General features: G+C 34.5%; 18 protein-coding genes and 3 other annotated features. Of the genes, 13 read left to right on the top strand and 5 right to left on the bottom strand.

The genetic code is table 11. The features are described from left to right. The first annotated feature begins 288 nt into the window (after positions 1 to 288). From BAQ46_RS18425 to BAQ46_RS18415, 3 genes are all read left to right on the top strand, one after another. A complete protein-coding gene (locus BAQ46_RS18425) occupies positions 289 to 4,491 on the top strand; it encodes a bacteriocin-processing peptidase family protein (RefSeq protein ID WP_071742385.1) in 4,203 nt (1,400 codons plus the stop codon). A 99-nt stretch (positions 4,492 to 4,590) separates the two neighbouring features. Further along, positions 4,591 to 4,830, top strand: a binding site (T-box leader). Positions 4,831 to 4,884: 54 nt separating this feature from the next. Beyond that, positions 4,885 to 7,986, top strand: coding sequence for an isoleucine--tRNA ligase (ileS, locus tag BAQ46_RS18420; protein ID WP_071742383.1), 3,102 nt, complete (start codon positions 4,885 to 4,887; stop codon positions 7,984 to 7,986). Between the two features lie 291 nt (positions 7,987 to 8,277). Beyond that, positions 8,278 to 9,789, top strand: coding sequence for a M36 family metallopeptidase (locus BAQ46_RS18415; RefSeq protein WP_071742381.1), 1,512 nt, complete (start codon positions 8,278 to 8,280; stop codon positions 9,787 to 9,789). Positions 9,790 to 9,896: 107 nt separating this feature from the next. Here BAQ46_RS18415 and BAQ46_RS18410 read toward each other — a convergent pair whose 3' ends face one another. Then, entirely contained in the window at positions 9,897 to 10,376 is a 480-nt protein-coding gene (locus BAQ46_RS18410; RefSeq protein WP_001167904.1) for a hypothetical protein, read from the bottom strand. Positions 10,377 to 10,439: 63 nt separating this feature from the next. Between BAQ46_RS18410 and BAQ46_RS18405 the strand changes: the two genes are divergently transcribed. The 4 genes from BAQ46_RS18405 to BAQ46_RS18385 all read left to right on the top strand — a co-directional run bounded on the left by BAQ46_RS18405 (position 10,440) and on the right by BAQ46_RS18385 (position 16,279). Then, positions 10,440 to 11,822 carry a UDP-N-acetylmuramoyl-tripeptide--D-alanyl-D-alanine ligase gene (locus BAQ46_RS18405; protein WP_116777247.1) on the top strand — a complete coding sequence of 461 codons (1,383 nt, stop codon included), beginning with the start codon at positions 10,440 to 10,442 and terminating at the stop codon, positions 11,820 to 11,822. Between the two features lie 66 nt (positions 11,823 to 11,888). Beyond that, positions 11,889 to 12,100, top strand: a binding site (T-box leader). A gap of 108 nt (positions 12,101 to 12,208) precedes the next feature. Continuing rightward, positions 12,209 to 13,507: an aspartate--tRNA(Asn) ligase gene (aspS, locus tag BAQ46_RS18395; RefSeq protein ID WP_071742379.1), complete on the top strand. Its 1,299-nt coding sequence runs from the start codon at positions 12,209 to 12,211 to the stop codon at positions 13,505 to 13,507. 114 nt (positions 13,508 to 13,621) lie between these two features. After that, positions 13,622 to 13,870 (top strand) — a binding site (T-box leader). 116 nt (positions 13,871 to 13,986) lie between these two features. Next, positions 13,987 to 15,327, top strand: coding sequence for a sodium-dependent transporter (locus tag BAQ46_RS18390; RefSeq protein ID WP_071742377.1), 1,341 nt, complete (start codon positions 13,987 to 13,989; stop codon positions 15,325 to 15,327). Between the two features lie 37 nt (positions 15,328 to 15,364). Beyond that, complete coding sequence (locus BAQ46_RS18385; protein WP_000584223.1) at positions 15,365 to 16,279, top strand: alpha/beta fold hydrolase; 915 nt, start codon at positions 15,365 to 15,367, stop codon at positions 16,277 to 16,279. Between the two features lie 36 nt (positions 16,280 to 16,315). On the opposite strand, the gene BAQ46_RS18380 is transcribed toward BAQ46_RS18385, so the two are convergent. Continuing rightward, positions 16,316 to 16,891, bottom strand: coding sequence for a nucleotidyltransferase family protein (locus BAQ46_RS18380; protein WP_001025798.1), 576 nt, complete (start codon positions 16,889 to 16,891; stop codon positions 16,316 to 16,318). Positions 16,892 to 16,915: 24 nt separating this feature from the next. Beyond that, the gene (locus tag BAQ46_RS18375) at positions 16,916 to 17,713 is read right to left on the bottom strand and encodes a lipid II flippase Amj family protein (RefSeq protein WP_000028910.1); all 798 of its coding nucleotides are present in this window, start codon (positions 17,711 to 17,713) and stop codon (positions 16,916 to 16,918) included. Positions 17,714 to 17,909: 196 nt separating this feature from the next. Here BAQ46_RS18375 and BAQ46_RS18370 point away from each other — a divergent pair, with 196 nt between their 5' ends. The 6 genes from BAQ46_RS18370 to BAQ46_RS18345 all read left to right on the top strand — a co-directional run bounded on the left by BAQ46_RS18370 (position 17,910) and on the right by BAQ46_RS18345 (position 23,323). Continuing rightward, the gene (locus BAQ46_RS18370) at positions 17,910 to 18,575 is read left to right on the top strand and encodes an HAD family hydrolase (protein WP_000288834.1); all 666 of its coding nucleotides are present in this window, start codon (positions 17,910 to 17,912) and stop codon (positions 18,573 to 18,575) included. A gap of 208 nt (positions 18,576 to 18,783) precedes the next feature. After that, positions 18,784 to 20,223, top strand: a complete 1,440-nt coding sequence (locus tag BAQ46_RS18365) for a GntP family permease (protein WP_061130557.1) — start codon at positions 18,784 to 18,786, stop codon at positions 20,221 to 20,223. A gap of 52 nt (positions 20,224 to 20,275) precedes the next feature. After that, positions 20,276 to 21,478, top strand: a complete 1,203-nt coding sequence (gene eutG, locus BAQ46_RS18360; RefSeq protein ID WP_001158503.1) for an alcohol dehydrogenase EutG — start codon at positions 20,276 to 20,278, stop codon at positions 21,476 to 21,478. Positions 21,479 to 21,626: 148 nt separating this feature from the next. Then, positions 21,627 to 22,325, top strand: coding sequence for an aspartate/glutamate racemase family protein (locus tag BAQ46_RS18355; protein WP_000848549.1), 699 nt, complete (start codon positions 21,627 to 21,629; stop codon positions 22,323 to 22,325). An 87-nt stretch (positions 22,326 to 22,412) separates the two neighbouring features. Beyond that, positions 22,413 to 22,886, top strand: a complete 474-nt coding sequence (locus tag BAQ46_RS18350) for an SAM-dependent methyltransferase (RefSeq protein ID WP_071742375.1) — start codon at positions 22,413 to 22,415, stop codon at positions 22,884 to 22,886. Next, entirely contained in the window at positions 22,883 to 23,323 is a 441-nt protein-coding gene (locus BAQ46_RS18345) for a GNAT family N-acetyltransferase (protein ID WP_001223863.1), read from the top strand. The genes BAQ46_RS18350 and BAQ46_RS18345 overlap by 4 nt, the downstream gene beginning before the upstream one ends. Positions 23,324 to 23,379: 56 nt before the next feature. Here the strand turns inward: BAQ46_RS18345 and BAQ46_RS18340 are convergent, their stop codons facing one another. Together BAQ46_RS18340 and BAQ46_RS18335 are read right to left on the bottom strand one after the other, a co-directional pair. Next, the gene (locus BAQ46_RS18340; protein ID WP_000181094.1) at positions 23,380 to 23,907 is read right to left on the bottom strand and encodes an HAD-IIIA family hydrolase; all 528 of its coding nucleotides are present in this window, start codon (positions 23,905 to 23,907) and stop codon (positions 23,380 to 23,382) included. 29 nt (positions 23,908 to 23,936) lie between these two features. Further along, on the bottom strand, positions 23,937 to 24,368 hold the full coding sequence (locus tag BAQ46_RS18335; RefSeq protein WP_000009783.1) for a GNAT family N-acetyltransferase: 432 nt from the start codon (positions 24,366 to 24,368) through the stop codon (positions 23,937 to 23,939). Positions 24,369 to 24,440 lie beyond the last annotated feature (72 nt).

Genomic DNA, 24,440 nt, shown 5'->3' with positions numbered 1-24,440 from the left:
ATTTTGAAAATCGTCGATAAAATGAAAGAATCGCTGATATATTTGAATTATCGCCGATATAATTTCATGTAATGATTTCAGCTATATAAAAATAAGATCCACATGTTACGTTATTCCATATAATCAAACAAAATACAGAGAAAAACAATCATTTTGACTATATTTTGTTATAAATTTGAATAATATTAAATAATACTATCCATTATAGGAGATTTTAGTTGAATACATACAATATGATGTGTAAAATCTAAGCAAGCAGCAGTATAAATAAATATTCGAGGTGAATACATGCTAGATTTTAAGCAGTTAGATGCTTGTTTGAAAGACAAGAGATTTATAGATGGATTACAGGAAATAAATAATGAAATTTCATATATAAAAGAAAAGAATACTTTATCTTATGTGAAGAATTGGCTTGCTAATATTCCTTCACATAAGGAGTTTGATATATTAATACGTCTTACTGATGAAGGGCTTATGCACCAATACAGTTCATTCCTCATTCGCTACGCCTATAAAAAATTCCCAAATATGAGAACGCTCTCTTTATATTGTGATGAGTTAATTGATGAGCGGAAAATTCTTGAAGCAGAACAGTTGCTAAAAGGCGTTTTAAAAGAGAGCAATAAAGAAGAAATAGATGCCGATTTTTTAGCGAAAACATATTTTACGTTAGTAAGATGTCTTTTAGAAATGAAACGAAATGAAGAAGCGCTAATCTATATGCAAAAAGCAGAGGAGTACAGTGAACGTGCCGTGTTTGATAAATGGGGATACGTCTATATGCATACAGGTGAATGGGAGAAAGCAGAAGAACAATTTATAGCTGGTATGCAGCATAAAGATTGTGAAGAGTTATCTACCTATTTATTATCACAGTTATATGCGAATAAAGGAGAACAAAAACGTGCATTGCAGCTAATTGATGATGCAATTGTAAAGTTCCCACAAGTACCATATTTTCATTTTGAAAAGATAAAATATGTATTAGATTTAGGGAAGTACGAAGATATGTTATCAGTAATAGATAACATAAATAAACAGCTTCCTTATCATGCGTATAAAGCTTATTTCGTACATTTACGAGCAGAAGCACTGTACAAAATGAATAAACTTGTAGATTTACAACAGTTATTAAAAGAAGAAAAAAGTTTAAAAGGGTCTTTATATCATAATTTAGAAAAAAATCCAGATGGAAAAAAGGTTCACCTGCCGATCGTTCCCATTGTACAAAAGGATAATTATTGTGTGCCGACAAGTTTAGAAATGATGTTGCAATTATGGGGAGAAAAACGTACACAAGATGAAATAGCGGAGTTTATTTTTGATATGACAGGATCGAAGTTTTCAGATACTGTTTCTTATTTAGACGAATTAGGTTATGAATATCGTTATTTTAAAGGTAATGAAGAGAATTATAAGAGACTGATTGATGGAGGAATTCCTGTTTTATTAAGTATAGATATTGAGCATGCTTCACATGTACAAGTACTAGCTGGGTATGATGATACATTGCAGGCCTTTTATGTTCAAGATCCGAACTTTATAGAGCCAGTTATTGTGGAATATAGTAAGTTACAAGAAAAATATCGTTATACAGGTTGTTTAGCAATTACGTTTGTTCCGCAAGAAAAGAAGGAACTACTATCATTTTTAAATGAAGAAGAACATCATTATTTTAAATCTATTTTTTCTTTAACAGATCATTTGGATGAACAAGATAAAGAGGGGATTCATGACTTAGTACAGTTTTTAAAAGGGACGAGTGATAATCCGAATACGTGGTTATATACAGTTAAGCATTTAGATGTTGAAGTAGATAAAGAATTTATTTTATATTGTATAGAAAAGTTAATGGAGAAATTTCCTAACTCAGATTTTGTTAAATTACATGGTGCACAGTGCTTTATTCGCCTGGAAGAGTTAGAAAAAGCTGGGCACATGCTTGCGAGTGTTGAGAAGAAAAATAATCGTGCTTTATATCATTTCATAAACGGAAGATATGCTTTTGAGCAGGAGAGTTATATAGAAGCGATTTCAAGTTTTCGTTCCTCATTACAATTAGACGCAGATCAGCCGATTGCTTGGAGTTTCCTTGCGTTATCCTATATGTATATCGATCAATCTGATAAGGCATTGCAGTTTTCTCAAGTTGCTTTAGAACGTAGTCCAGAAAGATTTACTTTAACGAATCACGGGTTAATATTAATAGATTTAGAAAGATATGAAGAAGCGTATGAAATCTTTAACGACCTGTTAAGAGAGTATAAAAATGAGGCACATGTATGGTATGAGCGAGCGAGATGTGCGCATCATTTAGGGAAATTACATTTAGCGATAAAAGGGCTTCAAGTAGCGATTCATTTGGATAGTAATGCACCTTACATTTATACGAAACTTGCAGAAATATACGAATCTGATCTGAAGGATGAAGAAAGTACGAAAGAAATTTTATTAAAAGGTATTGAGAATTGTGATGATAAGGCACCTCTATATGTAAAACTGGGTGACTATCATTTTCAAAATGATAGCCTGGAAGAAGCAGAATCGTTGTATACTCGTGCTTTAGAAGAAAATCATGATGATGTTTATTCTCACTTCGGACTTACGCAAGTTTATATGGCAAGAGAACAATATAAGGAAGCAAAAGAATATATTCTTGGTATTGGAAAACAAATTGAAAAGAGCCAAGATTTTCTTATGAATGCGGGAATGGTTTTATGGGATGCTGAAGTTGAACTTGGTGGAAGTGAAGAAGGGTTTAAAGTAGCATTGTCTAAGTTAGAGAGTGGTATAAAGCAGAGCGAATATAATGTAGCAAGCGCGTTAGATGAATATGTGAATCGAATTAAAGGAACGGTATTTGTGCAGCGAGGTATAGCATTCTTAAGAACGTTACAAAAAGAAAGAAATGAAGTAAGTGAATATGGTTGTTATACAGGTATTTTATATGAATCTATCGGACAATATGGCCAAGCGATGAAAAGATATAAAAGGGCGATAGAACAAAAGGAAACGGCATTACCGTATTACCGAATTGGTGAAACACTTATGGCATTAGGACAATTGACGGAAGCAAAACAGGCATATGAAACATGTTTAGAGCTTGATGGGAATTTTGTCGGTGTACATTTACAGCTTGCGGAAATATATGAAAAAGAAGAAAATCGTTCTAAGGAACAAAGTCATATGGTTCAGGCGATGAAAGAAGAGCCGCTGCATATTAATATGGAATATTTGGCGCAGCTTTCAGTAGAAATGAATCTTCAGAAAGAGTTGCTGACTGAACTAGAACAATTAGTGGACGAAGTGCCTGAAATATGGCGATTAGATGCGATTGCATATGTGTATGGAGCGATGGATGAAATAGATAAAGAACAAGCACAGATTGAAGAGGCACTACGATTAGATAGTGAGCATACAGAAGTTTTATATCATTATGCAAAAGTATTAGTGAAAAATAGAAATGCAAAAGCAATTGAAATTGCAATGAAGGTTATACAAAAAGATGTAAATAATGAACGTATATTTGATGTATATGTAAAAGCGATAGAACAACATAAGAAATGGTCTAACATACGAGATTTTCTTCACATATTAAAAGTAAAAAAGGCAGAAAGAAGTATGGCGTTTATGTACGCTGCATCTGCAGTTACAGAAAGATGGATTGAACGTCAACAAAATGAACAGCCGAAGAAATCCATATTTACGAGAGCTCTTTATCGTATGAAAAACCGTGCGAAAGAAATTTCGATTATTACTACAATCATTGATTTATATGAAATTTCGTTACAGTTAAATCCGAAAAATAGTATGGCAGCGCAGCGATTTGCGCTATTTTATGAGAATGTAGAGATGAATAGAGAAGCAATAGAGATTCTGCACACGTCACTAGAAAATAAATGGGATTATGAAGTAGCGAAGCAACTTGTAAATCTTTTCGTTGAGTGCGAGGAAGAAGGTATGTTAAGAGATGCTATGGAATTAACGAAGCAAATGGTTCGAGAGTTACCAGATGATTACGATACTCTTCTTCTTCAGGCACAAGTATTCTTTAAAGCAGGAGAAGAAAGAAAAGCAGAAAAGATTACTTTACAATTAACGGAGCAAACACCATTTGTAAGTAGAGCATTTCTTGCTTTAGGAGAAATATATCAAAGTCAAGAGAGGTTTGAAGAGGCAATTCACGTATTAGAAAATGCTTCTATCCATCATCCGAATGAAACAGCAATTCTTCTTTCTTTAGCATCTTCATATCATGGTGCTGGCCAAACGATAAAGGCAGAAAAAATAACAAATGAAGTAATAACAATGGATGCGAGTGATTTGTTAGCGAGATACGATCGTGCTTGTTATTTAGCACAGTTAAACAGGAATGAAGAGGCGAAGGAAGAGCTTGAAATTGTACTTCGTGAGGATGAGTTGGGATTTTTCGCTGAACTTATCGAGGATGATGAAAATTTAGCAGCACTGCGAGAATTTGAAAAGTAATTGTATAAGAATAGTGAAAAAAGGGCATAATTAAATATATATTTCGAATTAGTTGACAATTGATTGCCAAATGGCATAAAATAGCTTTTAACAAAGTATACAAATCTGAAGACGAGAAAGAGTAAAATAGTGTACTGTTCCCCAGAGAGCCGGTATGTTGCTGAAAGCCGGTGTGCAGACGTTATTTGAAAATCATCTCCGAGGAGCCGAGGCTGAAAATGAGTAAGCTCGGACGGATGTCTACCGTTACAAAGAACACGTATGATAGTACGTTGCTAAGTGCTATTAGTGAAGAGCTAATAGAATTAGGGTGGTATCGCGGGTAAACCCGTCCCTATTTTATAGGGACGGGTTTTTTGTGTGCTTTAAAACATTCAAAAGGAGTGATTGTAGATGAAGAAAGTAGATGTAAAAGAGTCAGCTGTAGGGAGAGAAACACGTATTCGTAAACAGTGGAACGAGCAGAGCATTTTCGAACAATCAATTCAGAATCGAGAAGGCGCACAATCTTTTGTGTTTTATGAAGGACCACCAACGGCGAACGGACTACCGCATGTAGGTCATGCACTTGGACGAACAATTAAAGATGTAGTAGCAAGATATAAAACGATGGCTGGTTATAAAGTATTAAGAAAAGCGGGATGGGATACGCACGGCTTACCTGTAGAATTAGGTGTTGAGAAGCAACTCGGTATTTCTGGTAAACATGAAATCGAAGAGTATGGAATTGAACCATTTATTAAGAAGTGTAAAGAGAGTGTATTCACATATGAGAAACAGTGGCGTGAATTCACTGAAAGTATCGGTTATTGGGTAGATATGGATGATCCATACGTTACGTTAGAGAATCCATATATCGAAAGTGTATGGCATATTTTAGGGACGATTCATGAAAAAGGATTATTGTATAAAGGGCATAGAGTTTCACCATATTGCCCAAGTTGTCAAACTTCACTAAGTTCACATGAGGTTGCCCAAGGGTATAAAACAGTAAAAGATTTAAGTGCAACAGTTAAGTTTAAAGTGAAAGATAGTGACAATGAATACTTCCTAGGTTGGACGACAACACCTTGGACACTTCCAGCAAATGTTGCACTCGCTGTACATCCAAATATGGAATACGTGAAAGCGAAACAAGAAGGTCATGTATACATTGTTGCGAAAGAACGTGTACGAGATGTATTAAAAGAAAACTATGAAGTATTATCTGTTCATAAAGGAGAAGAATTATTAAATACTTGTTATACAGCACCGTTTCCGATGAAAGAAGTTACAAATGGGTACCGCGTTATCGGAGCAGATTTTGTAACGGCAGATAGTGGTACAGGACTCGTTCATATTGCTCCAGCATATGGAGAGGACGATTATAGAGTCGTTCAAAGTGAAGGGTTGTCATTCTTACATGTTGTAGATGAGAAAGGAGAGTATACAGAAGCAGTACCATTTTTGAAAGGTAAATTTGTAAAAGATTGTGACGTAGATATCGTTCGTTATTTAGCGAAGGAGGGTTTACTTTATCATAAAGAAAAGTATGAGCATAGTTACCCACATTGTTGGCGCTGTGATTCACCACTTCTTTATTATGCAGGTGAAAGTTGGTTAATCCGAACGACTGCAATTAAAGATACATTTTTACAAAACAACGATACTGTTACTTGGTATCCAGATCATATGAAACATGGAAGATTTGGTAAGTTTTTAGAAAACATGGTGGACTGGAATATTAGCCGAAATAGATATTGGGGAACACCATTAAACGTATGGGAATGTGAAAGTTGCGATCATCAATTCGCACCGAAAAGCATTGCTGATTTAAGAAAGCATAGTACGAAAGAAACACCTGAAGATTTAGAATTGCACAAGCCGTATGTAGATGAAGTGCAAGTTAACTGCGAAAAATGCGGAAGTGCGATGAATCGTACACCAGAAGTAATTGATGTTTGGTTTGATAGTGGTTCGATGCCATTTGCGCAATATCATTATCCGTTTGAAAATAAAGAGTTATTTGAAGAACAGTTTCCAGCAGATGTAATTGCAGAAGGAATTGATCAAACACGCGGCTGGTTTTATAGTTTATTAGCTGTATCAGCACTATATACTGGAAAAGTACCGTATAAACGAGTGCTATCACTAGGGCATGTTCTAGACGAGGAAGGACAGAAAATGTCTAAAAGTAAAGGGAATGCACTAGATCCAGTTGATTTAGTAGAGAAGTTTGGTGCTGATGCTTTAAGATGGGCTTTACTCGTTGACAGTGCTCCGTGGAATGCGAAGCGTTTTTCTGAAAGAACAGTTTTAGAAGCAAAATCTAAATTTGTAGATACATTAGTCAATGTGTATAGCTTCTACGTTTTATATGCAAATTTAGATGAGTATAATCCGAACGAAACGTATGACGTAAAGCGGACGAAATTGGATGAATGGGTATTATCAAGATTGCATAGCACAACGAAAAAAGTGAGAACTGCACTTGATGATTATCAATTTACGAATGCAGCTCGTGAAATCGCGGCGCTTGTAGATGAAGTAAGTAATTGGTACGTAAGGCGATCACGTAATCGTTTCTGGGAATCTGGTATGAATGCTGAAAAAGCAGCTGCGTATGAGACACTTCACGAAGTGCTTGTGACAATTAGTAAATTAATCGCACCGTTTACACCGTTTGTCGCTGAAGATATTCATTTGAATTTAACTGGAAGTAGCGTTCATTTAGAGGATTATCCAGTTGTAAATGAATCACTACTTCAGCCGAAATTAGAAGCGGAAATGGATGCAGTTTTACAAGTTGTTGAACTTGGAAGAAGTAATCGTAATCAACATTCTTTAAAAGTAAAACAGCCGTTAGCGGAACTTGTATTACTTGAGCATAATGAAAATGATATGGATTGGGAATCTTATCGTGATATCGTTATGGATGAGTTAAATGTGAAGGCGTTCCATGTTGAACTCGATGAAACGAAATACACGTCCTATCAATTAAAGCTGAACTTTAAAACGGCTGGGCCGAAGTTCGGTAAAAATGTGAATGCAGTAAATGGCTGGCTAAAACAATTATCACAAGACGAGGTACAAAACTTTGTTTCTACAGAAAGAGCAGTTTACGAAGTAGCATCAGGAGAAGAAATAGTTGTAACGACTGAAGATGTATTAGTAGAGAAAGTTGCGAAATCTGGATTCTCTAATACAACTAACGGACAATATTCAGTAATGTTAGATACGAATGTAACGGAAGAATTGCTACAAGAAGGGGTAGCACGTGAATTCATTCGCGCCGTTCAAGAATATCGTAAGCAGTTGAATTTACCTGTTAATTTACGAGTAGATGTAATTCTTGATACAGAGGAAGAACTACAGCAAACGTTAACGAATCATAAAGAGTTGTTGGAAGAAAACTTACTCGTTAAACAATTTACATTTGGTCACTTAACGAATGAAGATGATGAACTATCTTTAGGTGAGACGAAAGTTCGTATTAAATTAAGCGCGACTAAGTAAAGAAAAGGAAGTTGGAATCATTCCAACTTCCTTTTTTGTATGATAGATATTTATCCGGCTAATTTTTTCATAATCGATTCGATAGGACCTCAAGAAAATTTCTTTCTAAAGTATTGTTTGCGCTTTACACATAAATATTGAGAAATTTTCACGCCTCCTGAATGGAAAGGTAATAGAATTGTTCATAGAGAATTACTCGTAGATTCAATTTTTATCCCCCCATTTTGTGGGGAATGATTGCCTAGTGGTAATGGGATAAGGTTGAGCTACTTTATTAGGGGGAGTGGTTCTATGTTTAATAAAAAAATGGTGGCAATGGCAATGACTGTGCCGTTAGTAATGGGGACAATTTCTACAGTTTCGGCATTGGAAAAACAACAGCAAGTAAAGCTAGAAGCTTATTCGCCTCAGAAAAAAGCAACAGAATATTTAAAAGAAAATGCTGCGCAGTATGGATTAAAAGCAGACCTTTCAGACTTGCAATATATTTCTACAACAGAAACGTCAGTAGCTTCATATGTTAGGTTCCAACAAGTTGTGAATGGTGCGCCTGTATTTTCAAAACAAATTACAGTTACTCTTAACGGTGAGGGAAAAGGAGTACTTGCTGTTTCTGATTATCAATCTGTTAAAGGTGTGAAGGAAGTTACAACAAAAATTAGTGAAAAAGATGCAATACAAAAATCAATGGCGTATGTTGGAGAAGTAAGTGAACAAAACTTATGGGCTCCTACAGAGAAAGAATTTGGATATATTGTTGAAGAAGGAATTGCTCGTCCAGTATATAAAGTTGTAGTCCATTCTAATAATCCATTTGGTGCATGGGAAACATTTGTTGATGCAGAAAATGGAAAGTTAATTAAAAAGGTTGATATAAACCGTAAAGCAGAAGGATCAGGAAAAGTATTTTTACCCAATCCAGTTGTATCTAGCGGTAGTAAAGTAGGTTTAAAAGATAACAATGATGCAGATTCAACAGCATTAACGAACCAATTAAAGACTGTTACGTTAAAAGGTTTAGATGGGACAGGATTTTTAATTGGAGAGTATGTAACGATTTCTTCAAAAGCAAAAACGAAATCTACAAACTTACAATTTAACTATACACGTGCAAATGATAGCTTTGAAGATGTGATGTCGTATTATCATATCGATACTTTACAACGTTATATTCAAAGTCTAGGTTTTAAAAATATTAATAATCGCTCTATTAAAGTGAATGTAAATGGAACGACGGCGGACAACTCGTTTTATTCTCCGACAACGAAAGCTTTAACATTTGGTACTGGTGGAGTAGATGATGCAGAAGATGCTGGTATTATCGCACATGAATATGGACATTCAATTCAAGATAACCAAGTTCCTGGCTTCGGTAGTTCTGCAGAAGGTGGAGCGATGGGAGAAGGATTTGGTGATTTCTTAGGTGCTACGTATGAAGATGCAGTATCAACAACAGGCTACGGAAAAGCATGTGTTGGAGAATGGGATGCGACTGCTTATTCTAGTTCAGATCCAACGTGCTTACGCCGATTAGATAATAATAAAGTGTATCCGAAAGATATTACGAATGAAGTACATGATGATGGAGAAATTTGGGCTCAAGGACAATATGAGATGGCGCAAGCATTTGGTCGTGATGTAGCAACGAAAATTATTTTACAATCGCACTGGTCGTTAACACCAAACTCTAAATTCAGTGATGGAGCGAAAGCAATTAAGCAAGCAGATGCTCTTTTATATGGCGGACAACATGCCGCTGATATCGATCGTATTTGGGCAGCGAGAGGAATTAGTACGAATTAATATAAAAAGTCGTGGCATGTATAAGCCACGACTTTTTAATTTGCCTTAGAACTGGTACTAGTAAAGTAAGCTATATGAATGATAATGTGAATTTATTCGCATTTCATTTATTTTTTTTCGTCTTTAAAAACAAAATGCTCTTTAAATTTTCTAGACTCCACTTTTTGACCATTTCGCATGGAGCGGAAAGGGTGTTCTTGCCATGTAATAATAACATCAACTTCATCTGCTTTTGTAGCAACAGGTAAATTAGCGTGTTCAAATCCAGTTTTTCCACTTGCTAAACGACTTTCCTTGAGAGAGAAGAGTTCATATTTCGTTTTTGTTTTTGGTTCGTTGCGGAATACTTCGACTTGTACGTTATATACTTCACTGTTTCCAACATTTTTTACTGAAAATTGATAAGTTTGGAATTCATCTTTTTTAGCTTGAAGCTTTTTTTTGTTTACTTTTTTCGGTTCAGCAATATTCACTTGCCATTGATCAGAGTTTTGAGAGATTGGTAAAGATTTTGGTGAATAGGCGTATGTTTCGTTTACTACAATTAGGCAAAACAATAGGAGAAAGAAACTAATCGCTTTTTGCATATACACACCTCGCTATAAAATTTTTATTAATATGTGTAAATAAAACAGTAAGTATGTAATTTAATGGAAAAAGATGATGCTTTGATTCAAATGAATTTGAAAAAACTTGAAGAAGTAATAGATGGAGAAGGGTTATACGAATCATTTCATCATTTAGAAATACATGGTGTCTGTATAGATTCCAAAAACATGAAAGAAGGAAATTTATTTGTTCCAATCATTAGGATGAAAGATGGGCATGAGTATGTGAAAGAAGCAATGGATAATGGAGCTGTCGCTTCCTTGTGGAAAAAGTCTTACGGTACTCCGCCAAAAGGGATTCCAATTATATTTGTGGATGACACTTTGTTTGCTTTGCAACAATTGGCACAATTTTATCGAAGAGAGATAAATGTAAAAGTAATAGGAATTACAGGTAGTAATGGCAAGACTACGGTAAAAGATATAATAGGAAGCATTTTAAGTTCAACTTATAGAGTGCATAAAACAAAAGGTAATTTTAATAGTCAAATCGGTTTGCCGTTAACAATTTTAGAAATGGAACGAAATACTGAGTTCTTAATACTTGAAATGGGAATGAGTGAAAAAGGACAAATTCGAAATTTATCACGAATCGCACAGCCAGATGTAGCGATTATTACAATGATTGGACAGTCACATCTAGAGACGCTTGGATCAAGAGAAGAGATTGCGAAGGCTAAATTTGAAATTGTAGACGGATTACATGACGATGGACTGTTCTTATATAATGGTGATGAGCCATTACTTTCTCAACATATTAATACGCTAGGTATAGAAAGTAAGTCGTTTGGTGGAAAGTATACAAATGATTTGTTTCCAACGAACGTACAATTAGATGAATATGGTGTTCATTTTAAATTAAATCATTCAAAAATACAGTACGATGTTCCCTTACATGGAAAACATAATATTTTTAATACGATTGTCGGAATCGCTGTAGGTCAATTTTACAAAGTCTCTACAGAAAAAATACAAGAAGCATTGCAGCAAATAAATATTACACAAATGCGCTTTCAGTTTTTAACCGCTAAAACAGGTTTTACGATTATTAACGATGCATGGAATGCCAATCCTTCCTCCATGAAGGCTGCAATTGAAACGTTACAGAAGTTAAATGCCTATAAGAAAAAAATGATAGTGATTGGGGATATGTTGGAGTTAGGCAAGAAAGCTGAAACATATCATAGAGAAATTGGTAAAATGTTAAATGAGGATAGTATTCAATATGTATTTACGTATGGAGAGTTAGCCAAAATTGTAGCGGAAGAAGCAAGAAAGAACTATCATGCAGGAAAAGTACAATCATTTGATAATAAAGCCGAGATAGCAGAGGAAGTATTAAAAGTAGTAACGAAAAAAGATGTTGTTTTATTGAAAGGTTCACGCGGAATGGCTTTAGAGGAAATTGTACAAAAGTGGATGTGAAAAATTAAAATATATTTAAAAGTGCTTGCATTTTATAGTACGAAGAGATAGAATACTCTGTAAATATAAAAAGTGATGATCAGGAAAAGTACATGATGCAAAGGTCTACAGAGAGCAATCGGTTGCTGAGAAGATTGCGATACCGCATGATGGAAAGACACCTGTGAGTGTTGCTTTGAACGTGATAATTAGTAAAAGCAAACGGTACCTACCGTTATCAGGACTAAGATGGTCATTATGACAATTTGGGTGGTACCGCGGAAAAATCCGTCCCTATTTATAGGGGCGGATTTTTGTATTCTTTTAAGGGAGGTGAGTGACCGTGGATGATGACGATGACAACAACAATATCGTAAATAACTATAAAATTACCGGAGGGAAAAATAATGGAGTCAATAATGAAGCGTTCACTCACAAAAGAATGTACAAAGCAAGGCGGAAAAGTTGTATTACTTCAAGGGTGGGTAAAAAAGATTCGTCATCTTGGAAATGTTAGTTTTTTATTATTACGGGACAGAACAGGGGTAATTCAATGTGTATTAGAAAATGAATTAGCTGGATATAAAGTTGATGTAGAAAGTGTCGTCCATGTAATCGGCGAGATAGTCGAAACAACGAAAACAGAATTGGGTGTTGAATTACTTGCGCATGAAGTGAAAGTAATAAACGGTGCAGAACCACTTCCATTTGAAATAAATAAAAAGAAGTTACAAGTTGGCTTAGATCAACTACTGAATGAACGGGTATTATCATTAAGACATGAGCGAACCGCTGCTATATTTAAAGTGAAATCTACGCTCGTCCAGAGCTTTAGTGAATTCCTTATAGAAAACGATTTCACACGTATATTTACTCCAAAAATTGTTTCGCAAGGGGCAGAAGGAGGAGCAAATGTTTTTAAGCTTCCATACTTCCAAAAAGAAGCGTATTTAGCTCAATCACCACAGTTTTACAAGCAAATGATGGTAGCGGGAGGATTAGAACGTGTTTTTGAAATTGCACCTGTATATAGAGCGGAACATCACAATTCTTCCCGTCATTTAAATGAATATATATCGTTAGACGTAGAGATTGGCTTTATAAATGATTTTCATGAAGTGATGCAATTAGAAACGGATGTATTACGATATATGTTTCAACAAGTAGCAAAAAACTGTGAGAAAGAACTACAACTATTACAAATAGAAGTACCTGTCATTACAGAAATACCGAAAATCACATTGTTAGAAGCGCAAGAAATTTTGAAAAGTAAGTATCGGAAAGAATCGCCAATTGGGGATTTAGATACAGAAGGTGAGAAGTTACTAGGGAAATATGTGAAGGAAACATATAAGAGTGAGTTTGTTTTCATTACACATTATCCGAAAGAAGCGAGACCGATGTATACGATGCCGAATAAAGAGAATCCAGCTATAACTGATTCGTTCGACTTACTATATAAAGGATTAGAAATAACATCAGGAGCACAGCGAATTCATAATTATGAAATGTTACTCGCTTCGTTTAACGAAAAAGGATTACATCCCGATAAATTTCAATCGTATTTAAATACATTTCGATACGGTTGTCCCCCGCACGGTGGTTTTGGAATTGGGTTAGAGAGAGTTGTATATAAATTTTTAGAATTATCGAATGTGAGAGAAGCGAGTGCTTTTCCAAGGGACTGTACAAGGCTTATCCCTTAATAATAGGGGAAGGAATTCCGCATTTTCTCATTAAAATTTAATATATCCCTTGACAGTTACAAATATAACCGATATACTTCATATTAATTTCAAAAGAAAATATATTCTAAATATTTAAATGTGTTGAATAGGAGTAGTAAGGTCGTATATTTGTACAGAGAGCTATGGGTTGGTGTGACATAGTCAAATGACATCCTGAACTCGCCTAGGAGCAGTAAGGTGGAACGGAATCACATTCTTAGTAAATCTTAACGGTTAACCTTCGATATTAGGTTTGTAATCAAACGATTACTACTAAGGTGGATTCATAATGGAATCAATAAGGGTGGTACCGCGTTAAGTAAATGGCTTAGCGTCTCTTTATATAGAGACGTTGAGCCATTTTTTTATTTTATGGAAATAGAAATGGAGGGTTTATTCGGATTGGTCTATAAAATTTAATTATTTATATAAAATGATTTTATTAGGAGGAAAATGAGATGAAACAGACGGAGCAATGGACTTCGAAATTAGGTTTTATAATGGCAGCAGCAGGATCGGCAATTGGACTTGGCGCAATATGGAAGTTTCCTTATATCGCTGGGAAAAGCGGGGGAGGAGCATTCTTTTTAATCTTTATATTATTTACTGTATTAATTGGATTACCACTACTTATAGCTGAATTTATGATTGGACGTAGTACGCAGAAACAAGCAGTTGGCGCATTTAAAAGTATTGCACCAAATACAGGGTGGCACTGGATTGGACGCCTTGGCGTCGGAACGTGTTTTATACTACTTTCGTTTTATAGTGTTGTAGGTGGATGGGTGTTAATTTATTTATTCAGAGGAGTAACGGGACAACTTATTACTCCAGGACAAAATTACGGTTCATTATTTACTGAAACAATTGGAAATCCTGTTTGGGCAATTATGGGACATTTCGCTTTTATGTTCATTACGATTTGGGTCGTATCAAAAGGTGTACAAAACGGAATTGAAAAAGCAAGTAAATATATGTTGCCAGCGTTGTTCGTTTTATTTGTCGCTCTTATTATTCGTTCATTAACACTTGATAATGCAATGAAAGGTGTGAAGTTTTTCTTACAACCAGACTTCTCAAAGATTACTTCAGAAAGTATTTTGTTCGCAATGGGGCAATCTTTCTTTGCGATTAGTATCGGGATATCGATTATGGTCACGTATAGTTCCTATTTAAATAAAAAAGAAAGTTTACCAAAATCAGCAATAACAATTGTTGGATTGAATTTATTTGTTTCATTATTTGCAGGACTCGCAATTTTTCCGGCCGTGTTTTCATTAGGAATGGAGCCAACAGAAGGGCCTGGATTACTATTTATCGTATTACCATCAGTATTTAGTCAAATTCCGTTCGGTGGGTTTTTCTTAACAGTATTCCTTGCACTATTTACATTTGCGACATTAACATCGGCATTTTCACTATTAGAGACAGTTGTTTCAGCAGTAGCAAATGGCGAACAAGAAAGAAGAACAAAGTTATCATGGATGATCGGTTTCTGCATTTTCTTAGTAGGTATACCATCAGCGTTATCATTTGGAGTATGGAGTGATATTACGATTTTCGGAAAAAATATTTTTGATGCAGTAGACTTCTTATCTAGTAATATATTAATGCCACTTGGTGCACTATTCATTAGTATTTTCGTTTCATTTAAAATGGAAAAAAAGGTATTAGAAGCAGAGTTTTTTGTAGGTGGAAATTATGGAAAGAAAGTATTTACTTGTTGGGCGTTTTTACTTCGATTTGTAGCACCACTCGCAATCATTATCGTCTTTTTAAATGTAATAGGGATTATTTAACAGTTGATGTTATAATATTCAGTAAAAAAAGAAGGTGATGATCATAAAGGCGAATTTGATAGAAGCAGGGAAATACATGCATATTAGAGGAAAAAAGCTATACGTTGAAACGCATGGAAACCCTAAAAATAAACCAGTTCTATACTTGCATGGTGGACCAGGAGAAAGTTGTTACGATTTTTCATTTCATCAAGCGGAACGTTTAAAAGATTCTTTATATGTAATTATGATAGATCAAAGAGGTGTTTGTCGCTCAGAAGAAATTACTGAGGACGAAGATTTTGGATTAAAAGATTTAATTGAAGACTGTGAGGAATTAAAAAAAGTATTACAAATTGAGAAGTGGTCTGTAATTGGACATTCTTTCGGTGGATATGTAGCATTGTTATATGCGTCGATATATCCAAGTTCAATAGAGAAAATAATATTTGAAGGGCCAACTTTCGATTTTGCATTAACAAGTAGAGCTTTATTACAAAAGACAGCGGACTTATTAAAAAAATATGGAAAAGAAGAAGTAGCAAAAGCGTGTTTATTTTATTCATCTAGCAATGCTTGTTCAGAAGAGTTGTTAGAAGCTTATATAAGATTAAGTGATGAATTAGAAGAAAAAAGAATGGAGATTTACAATAATAAGGAAGATGAGACAGATGAGAGTTTATATAGTGATGAAGAGTGGGAAGAATTTTCAAATCGCTCCAAAATTCACTTTGATAGATTAAAATTAGAGGGAGCATGTCATACGTCATTATTATCTAAAATAAAAGATGTACAGAATCCAATGTTATTAATAGTAGGAAAATATGATGTTGTAACGTGTGAAAAACAAATTGAAATATTTAATAAAGATGCCCGAAACGGCAAGTATATCGTATTTGAAGAAAGTGGTCATTCACCTCATTATGAGGAAGCAAATAGGTTTGCAGAAACAGTCATACATTTTTTGAAATGAAGAAAAGGGTGCTTCTCTAAATAAGAAGCATCCTTTCTAAATTTCTGGATATGTGATTGTAATGCTAGGCCACTTACTTTGCCAGTTCTTTTTAATAACTCTGTTTTTGTACATATGTATACGCTCTTTCGATTCCAGAAAATGAGCTGTTGGTCTCACTTGTAAGGAAAGAACATCTTCAATGCCGCACGGAGCTGTTAATATAACATTGTTTTTTTCGTCTAATGTAACCCCTAAAGACGTTGCTGTTTCAGGGAATTTAGAAATAGCATCAACAGAAGAAGAATACGGTGGCATATTATTTACTACGTGCATACGAGCTTGATTCTTTACAGACCAAGGGATAGTAGCATCCATATTCATTAATTTCGTTTCTAATGATTGTTCGTATATCTCATCTTTATGTAGACTATCATAATAAATCACATCAACATCAGGCATAGTCGTTTTAGCTTCATAGTTATGTAAAGTATCCCAAATTTTAGAACGAACAAACCCGGCACAAATCCACCAATCAGGTAATTCTAGTGATTTTGCTAATTGTAATACGTCCATCATCCATTCGTCGTTTTCTATTAAGCGAATGATATGTTGCTCTGTTTGGATATTCATTGATATATTCACCTTTCTAGTAAATTAATGTATTAGTTCAATAATCCATAAAATCCAGTAAGCACCTGGTACAAATAGTAGTTGTGCTAATAATGTACCGAAAAGTCTAGAAATCATTAGCCAACCGTACATTTTACTCATAGACTCAGCACCATTCTCTGATTGTAAAGCACGTTCTGTTAAAAGAGCGATGCGTGGATCGAGTAGTACGGTTAATAAAATTGTAGCAAAACCATTTACAAGACCAGAAGCTGTACTTGCGTTTGTTGCATAATCTGGATTTAGAAATGAAGCGTAAAGGGCAGAAAGAACACCTGCTGTATAAATGGCAGTAGCAAACATATTAATAAGCATAATACGTTTTGGAATACCACCAATGCGTAGTCTATGAATCATTTCTAACTTTGGAAAGCGTACATATTTTTTTGTGTACTTTAACTTTTGAATGTTATTCGTCTTCATCATTCGAATGAATGAACCATCTGTTTCAAAATTTTGAATGACGTATCCAAATAGTTTTGTCAAAGTTGGATACAGTATAATCGCAAGTAATGTACCGATAGAAGCAGATAATAGAACGAGACGTATAATATGCTCTAAATCAATAGAAGAATCTAGTTTTGCTTCATCGACAATACCACCGATTAAAAAGGCTTGTAGTAAGTTAGATGTTCTAGAAATAAGCAGTACCATTCCTACGACGGATAAGGCAACGGCAATCTTTTTTAAACGTACACCAGCTAATCGAATACTATAAGAGCTAGTTTCAACCGCATGGATAATAATTGTGAAAGCCATTATAAAAATTAACGTAATTGACATTTGTTTCACCAGTTTCTATTAAAATAATTGTAACTTTTTCACTTTACCATATGTATCTTTTTTTGTAACTGAAAGTATGTGACATAGGAAAAGTAATTTTTCAGAAAAAAAGATAATGATAGTATTATAATAGAAGGGAAAGAGGGGAGATCTGTTATAGGTTACTTATAAAGTAAAATGAGTGGGGGATTGAAACGTGTACACAACATATTTATTTGATTTAGATGGAACATTGACGGATCCGAAAGAAGGGATTGTCAATTCAGTATTGTATGCATTAAAAAAGGTTGGCATTGAAGAATTACATATAAGCGAGTTAGATTCATTTATTGGTCCACCCATCCAGCAATCATTTGTAGAGAGATATAATATGAATGAAGGAGAAGTTGAACGAGCTGTTTTTTATTTCAGAGAATATTTAAAGCAACGTGGATTGTTGGAGAATAATGTTTACGAGGGTATTCCAAATCTTTTAAAACAATTAAAAGATACTGGAAATCGTTTATTTATAGCAACTTCAAAGCCTACTATATTTGCTGAACAAGTTGTAGAGTATTTTCAACTAACAAATTATTTCGAAGGTATCATTGGAAGTAATTTAGATGGTACAAGAATAAAAAAAGAAGAAATCATTGCTCATATTTTACAAACAAATGAAGAACTTAATAAAGAAGAAATTGTTATGATTGGAGATAGAAAGCACGATATAATCGGCGCGAATCATAATGAAATTGCATCGATTGGCGTTTTATATGGCTATGGTAGTGAAATGGAATTGACTGAAGTTGGTGCGACTCATATCGTAAATGATGTAAAAGAACTACATCATTTTTGTTTAGAAAATAGTTTGATAAAGAAGTAAATATAGAGACTAATAATCCCTTTATAACGTATGATGATGAAATCGTTTTTTGTTTAAAGGGATTTTTCATATGTAATCGAATACTTATAATTAGACATTTTTAGCATGAAAAATTTGTATGAATAAGAGGAGGGATGTCAGAATCAAAAGATTAGTAGTAGAAGTTTATCAATAAAAGTTTGAATCTTCTGTTAAAGGAGGGGTATAATTGGAGCTAGTTATTATATTATTAGCACTTAGTTTACTTATGTTTGTAGCTTATAGAGGCTTTTCTGTTATTTTATTTGCACCGATTTTTGCTTTATTTGCAGTGTTTTTGACAGAGCCTAGTTTTGTATTACCTTTCTTTTCGAATATTTTTATGGAGAAAATGGTAGGTTTTATTAAACTATATTTTCCTGTATTTTTACTTGGAGCAATATTTGGGAAAGTAGTAGAAATGTCAGGAATTGCGGACTCAATTGCAAAGACAATTATAGAGTTAGTTGGTGAAAAACGTACGATATTAGCAATTGTATTAATGGGGGCTATTTTAACATATAGCGGTGTTAGTGTGTATGTAGTAGTGTTTGCTGTATATCCATTCGCAGCAAAGCTGTTTCGACAAGCGAATATTCCAAAACGTTTAATCCCTGGAACGATTGTTCTTGGAGCAGTCACGTTTACGATGGATGCGCTACCTGGATCACCACAAATTCAAAACGTAATACCTACAACGTTTTTTAAAACAGACATTTATGCTGCGCCGGTACTTGGTATTGTAGGAGCAATTTTTGTACTTACGTTAGGTTTACTATATTTAGAGAGTAGACGTAAGAAGGCGAAAGCAGCTGGAGAAGGATATTTTGGTTTTAACGATGGGAATACGGAAATGGCAGCTTCTTTACAAGTAGAACAAAAAGATATGCCGTTACTGAAAAGCCTTGAAATTACAAGAGCACAGCAAGTAATTGCTTTTATACCACTTGTTTTAGTAGGTGTAATGAATAAAGTTTTTACTATCATGATACCGAAGTGGTATCCGAATGGTTTTGATTTTTCTACAATTGGTATGAAAGCATTTGGAAAAGTAGAATTAAGTGCAGTAGTTGGAATTTGGTCGGTAGAATTGGCACTTATAATAGGTATTGTAACAACGTTATTATTATATTGGAAACAAGTCGTAACAGGATTTCAAGCTGGATTGAATACAAGTATTGGCGGAGCGTTACTTGCGACAATGAATACAGGAGCTGAGTTTGGTTTTGGTGGTGTCATCGCCGCACTTCCAGGTTTTGCAATCATGAGAGATGGCATTTCTGCCACATTCACAAACCCTCTCGTGAATGGAGCAGTCACGACGAATATTTTAGCCGGTATTACAGGCTCTGCATCAGGAGGAATGGGAATCGTTTTAAGTGCAATGGGAGATAAGTTTATTGCAGCGGCTCATCAATTTGATATTCCGTTAGAAGTAATGCATCGTATCGTATCAATGGCATCAGGAGGAATGGATACACTACCACATAACGGGGCTATTATTACTATTCTTACAGTAACAGGATTAACTCATAAACAGTCATATAAAGATATTTTTGCAATTACAGTTTTGAAAACGCTTGCTGTATTTTTAGTTATCACGTTCTATACTTTAACAGGGATTTATTAAATAGATATTTTATAGACGAAAACATGAATTAGGGAAAGAAGAGGTGGAGTAGTTGCAAGAAGTTGCTGAATTTCGTATGCCGAAGTCTGTATTATATGGAAGAAATTCGCTTGAAAAACTGGGGGAACAATCCAAGAAATTCGGGAAAAGAGCGTTTATAGTTACGGATACAATTATGGAGAATTTAGGATATGTTGAGAGTTGTATACAACAATTAAATACAAAAGGTATTACCGTTATTACATATAATAAGGTAAATGCTGAGCCTACAAATATACACGTGTTAGAGGCGTTAACTATTTGTAAAGAAGAAAAGTGTGATTTTATTATCGGTCTTGGTGGTGGAAGTTGTATTGATGCAGCAAAAGCAGTTGCGGTGTTATATACAAATGGCGGAGAAGTAGAAGATTATGTCCAAAAGGATATGGAAATAGACAATGATCCGCTACCGCTCATTGCAATTCCAACAACTTCGGGTACTGGGTCAGAAGTAACAAGTGTAGCAGTAATTACGAATAAACGAACAGATGTAAAAATGATGATGAAGCATCCGAGTTTTACCCCGCAAGTAGCGATTATTGATCCGATTTTAACACGTTCTGTACCACCTCATATTACAGCAGCAACAGGGATCGATGCATTATGTCATGCAGTCGAAGCATATATTTCTAAAGTTTCACAATCACTTACAGATGTACTCGCTCTTTCAGCAATTGAAAGTATTATGAAATATTTACGTATTGCTTATGAAGATGGGGAGAATATGGAGGCAAGAGAAGCGATGATGATTGCTTCCTTACAAGCTGGAATTGCATTTTCAAACGTATCTGTTACGTTAGTTCATGGAATGTCGAGGCCAGTTGGGGCATTATTTCATGTACCACACGGTATATCAAATGCAATACTATTACCTACAGTTTTAGAATATACAAAAGGTAGTGCGGTAAAAAGATTAGCGGAAATCGGCCGCTGTTTAAATAAAGATTTGTATTCCTATTGTGATGAAGAAGTAGCCGACTACACGCTGGGGGAAATAAAAAAACTTTGTTTTGATCTTCGTATTCCAAATTTAAAAGAATACGGAATTGGTGAAGTTGAATTTGAAAAAGCTATTTCTAAAATGGCGTCAGATGCAATTGAAAGTGGAAGTCCAGCAAATAACCCACGTGTGCCATCATATGATGAAATTAAACAGTTGTATCGAGAATGTTTTCATTATCGATATGAAGATTCTATAAAAACATTAGGTGATTAATTTCAGAATATTCTTATAAAATTTCCTTGGAAATAGTTAAAGCAAGACTTTATATATCAAACGTAAAGTCTTGTTTTATTATGTATAATATACATAATAAAATTTCGGAATTATCTTGAATAAATAGTATAAGGTGGGTGTGGGTTTAATGAAAACGATAGGTCTTATTGGTGGTATGAGTTGGGAATCAACTGCTGAATATTATCGAATCATAAATGAAGAAATAAAAAGTAGATTAGGTGGGTTACATTCAGCTAAATGTTTAATTAATAGTGTAGACTTTGAAGAGATTGAAGGATTCCAGTCTAGCGGTGATTGGGATAGTGCAGGAGAAATTCTAGGGAATGCAGCATATTCATTACAAATGGGAGGCGCAGACTTTATTATTATTTGCACAAATACAATGCATAAAGTAATTGAGAAAATAAAGGAGAATATTCATATTCCAGTTTTACATATCGCAGATGCAACTGCGAAAGAAATGAAAAGAAAAGGTATTCAAACTGTTGGTTTACTTGGAACAAAATATACAATGGAGCAAGATTTCTATAAATCACGTATTAAAGAGAATGATATAAAAGTCATAGTGCCATTAGAAAAAAATAGAGAAAAAATAAACGAAGTCATATATACAGAATTATGTTTAGGAAAAATCGTATCTCAATCCAGAGAGTATTATAAAACAGTTATAGAAGATTTAGTGCAAAAAGGCGCACAGGGTATCATTTTAGGATGTACAGAAATAGGATTATTAATAAAGCAGGAAGACGTATCCATTCCAATATTCGATACGACTTATATACATGCAGTTGAAGCAGTTAATTTCGCTGTAGGAAATAGATTATAATTATATTATGTAACCTAATTTGTATATGTGGAAAACATTCAGAAAATATTTTATAATGTAAGTGGTTACATGTAAGGGGGAATGCGTATGTTTTCAGTTCAACCAATCGCATTTGTACATAATGAAAGAAAGGAAATAAAAGACGATGAGTGGGGAGAAGTAAAATCCTATATTACTTTAACGGAAATGTATACAGAAGAAAGTATACAAGGGATTGAAGATTTTTCTCATATTGAAGTAGTTTTTTATTTTCACAAAGTAACTGATGAACAAATTCAATATGTTGCTAGACATCCTAGAAATAATCATGATTATCCTAAAGTAGGGATTTTTGCACAGCGCGGGAAAAATCGTCCGAATCGTATAGGAGCAACCATTGTAAAGGTAATGAAAAGAGAAGGTAAATCAATTATTGTTGAGGGGTTAGATGCTATTGATGGTACCTCTATATTGGATATAAAGCCGATAATGAAAGAGTTTATGCCGAAAGAAGAAATCGTACAGCCTAAATGGGCCACGGATATAATGAGACAGTATTGGAAGGGGAATGGAGTAAAATGAGAATATATGAGGCAACAATTGCAGATTTAGATGGACTAGCATCAGTTTTTAATAACTATCGTATGTTTTATAGACAAGATTCCGATTTAGAAGGAGCAAAAGTATTTTTACGAAATCGAATCGAGAAAAAAGAATCAGTTATTTTCGTGGCAGTTGAAGACGGGGAATATATTGGATTCACGCAATTATATCCATCATTTTCTTCTATTTCGATGAAAGAATTATGGATTTTAAATGATTTATTTGTGCAAGCTGCTAAGCGCGGAGCAGGAACAGGAAAAAAATTATTAGAAGCTGCGAAAGAATTTGCCTTAGAAAATGGTGCAAAAGGTGTAAAATTACAAACGGAGATTGATAATTTATCAGCGCAGCGATTATACGCTGAAAATGGTTATTTGAGAGATAATCGTTATTTCCATTATGAATTGACGTTTTAAAAAATATTAGGTGAAAAGAGGCGCTTTCATTTTGAAGGCGTCTCTTTTCATTTGCATTATAGTTGACTTAAAAGCCAATTTGTCGCATCTTCAAAGTTTTCTGCAATGTAGTTTGGTTCAATATGTGCCCACTTGTCTCGGTACGTATGTAAAGCGTCGTATCCAGCGCCTGTTCGTACTAAAATCGTTGACGCATTCACTTTTGCTCCTGCAACGATATCAGTCCAGCGATCACCAATTACAGCACATTGTGTTAAATCAAGCCCGTGTCTTTCAGCTGCTTGTAGAAGCATGCCTGTATTTGGTTTACGACATTCGCAACCATCACCGTGTTTATGAGGACATACATAAATATCATCAAAACCGAAGCCTTCTAATTCTTGTACAAAATCGGTTACAGTTGCTATCCCGTCAGCGATACCTGGCTGGTTTGTAAAAGAGAAAATTTTTATATGATTAGCTTTTAGTTTTTGCAAGGATGTTTTTGTAAAAGGAAATAATGTAAATGATCCTGGGTAATGTATTGTAGTATCGCCACCAATTGTACCGTCACGGTCAATGAAAATTGCTTGAAAGTTTGTCATAGTTATAGTCCTTTCCGTTAAAAAGTAGTTTAAAAATATTTTACAAATCGGTAACCATTTACTTCATATCCTAATTTTTTGTAAAAAGGATGAGCCTCTACTCTTTTTGTTCCACTAACTAGCCATGTGCCAATGCAATTATGCTTCTTTGCTAATTGCTCTGCATAATCCATTAATACTTGCCCAATGCCTTTTCGTCGTATTGTAGAATCAACGCTAATAATTGAAATTTCCCCATAACGAGTTACATCTTCTAAATTTTCACGTATACGAAACCCAAGTAATCCAAATATAGTTTCTTCTTCCTCATAAACATATAAAAAATCAAAAGGACTCATTTGTACGAATTGCAATCGGTTGTTCATATCTTCATAGGAAATAGAGGAACCTTTTAATTCTTTCGTCAAAGAGCAAAGCGCATCTATATCGTCTATCGTCGCTTCACGAATTTGAAAAGACATATTATCCACTCCAATAAAATGTAATCAAACATTTATTATTCTGTTAAAAAATATTTTTTCCTGCTAGGAAAG

Origin of the sequence: Bacillus paranthracis (assembly GCF_001883995.1) — a bacterium.
GTDB classification, from domain to species: Bacteria; Bacillota; Bacilli; order Bacillales; family Bacillaceae_G; genus Bacillus_A; species Bacillus_A paranthracis.
Note: the sequence above shows the minus strand (reverse complement) of the source record. Positions and strands in the feature narration are given on the sequence as shown.

Coding starts and splice junctions, on each gene's coding strand:
- BAQ46_RS18425 (WP_071742385.1), top strand. CDS start 289: ATGCTAGATTTTAAGCAGTTAGATGCTTGTTTGAAAGACAAGAGATTT.
- ileS (WP_071742383.1), top strand. CDS start 4,885: ATGAAGAAAGTAGATGTAAAAGAGTCAGCTGTAGGGAGAGAAACACGT.
- BAQ46_RS18415 (WP_071742381.1), top strand. CDS start 8,278: ATGTTTAATAAAAAAATGGTGGCAATGGCAATGACTGTGCCGTTAGTA.
- BAQ46_RS18410 (WP_001167904.1), bottom strand. CDS start 10,376: ATGCAAAAAGCGATTAGTTTCTTTCTCCTATTGTTTTGCCTAATTGTA.
- BAQ46_RS18405 (WP_116777247.1), top strand. CDS start 10,440: ATGGAAAAAGATGATGCTTTGATTCAAATGAATTTGAAAAAACTTGAA.
- aspS (WP_071742379.1), top strand. CDS start 12,209: ATGGAGTCAATAATGAAGCGTTCACTCACAAAAGAATGTACAAAGCAA.
- BAQ46_RS18390 (WP_071742377.1), top strand. CDS start 13,987: ATGAAACAGACGGAGCAATGGACTTCGAAATTAGGTTTTATAATGGCA.
- BAQ46_RS18385 (WP_000584223.1), top strand. CDS start 15,365: ATGATCATAAAGGCGAATTTGATAGAAGCAGGGAAATACATGCATATT.
- BAQ46_RS18380 (WP_001025798.1), bottom strand. CDS start 16,891: ATGAATATCCAAACAGAGCAACATATCATTCGCTTAATAGAAAACGAC.
- BAQ46_RS18375 (WP_000028910.1), bottom strand. CDS start 17,713: ATGTCAATTACGTTAATTTTTATAATGGCTTTCACAATTATTATCCAT.
- BAQ46_RS18355 (WP_000848549.1), top strand. CDS start 21,627: ATGAAAACGATAGGTCTTATTGGTGGTATGAGTTGGGAATCAACTGCT.
- BAQ46_RS18350 (WP_071742375.1), top strand. CDS start 22,413: ATGTTTTCAGTTCAACCAATCGCATTTGTACATAATGAAAGAAAGGAA.
- BAQ46_RS18345 (WP_001223863.1), top strand. CDS start 22,883: ATGAGAATATATGAGGCAACAATTGCAGATTTAGATGGACTAGCATCA.
- BAQ46_RS18340 (WP_000181094.1), bottom strand. CDS start 23,907: ATGACAAACTTTCAAGCAATTTTCATTGACCGTGACGGTACAATTGGT.
- BAQ46_RS18335 (WP_000009783.1), bottom strand. CDS start 24,368: ATGTCTTTTCAAATTCGTGAAGCGACGATAGACGATATAGATGCGCTT.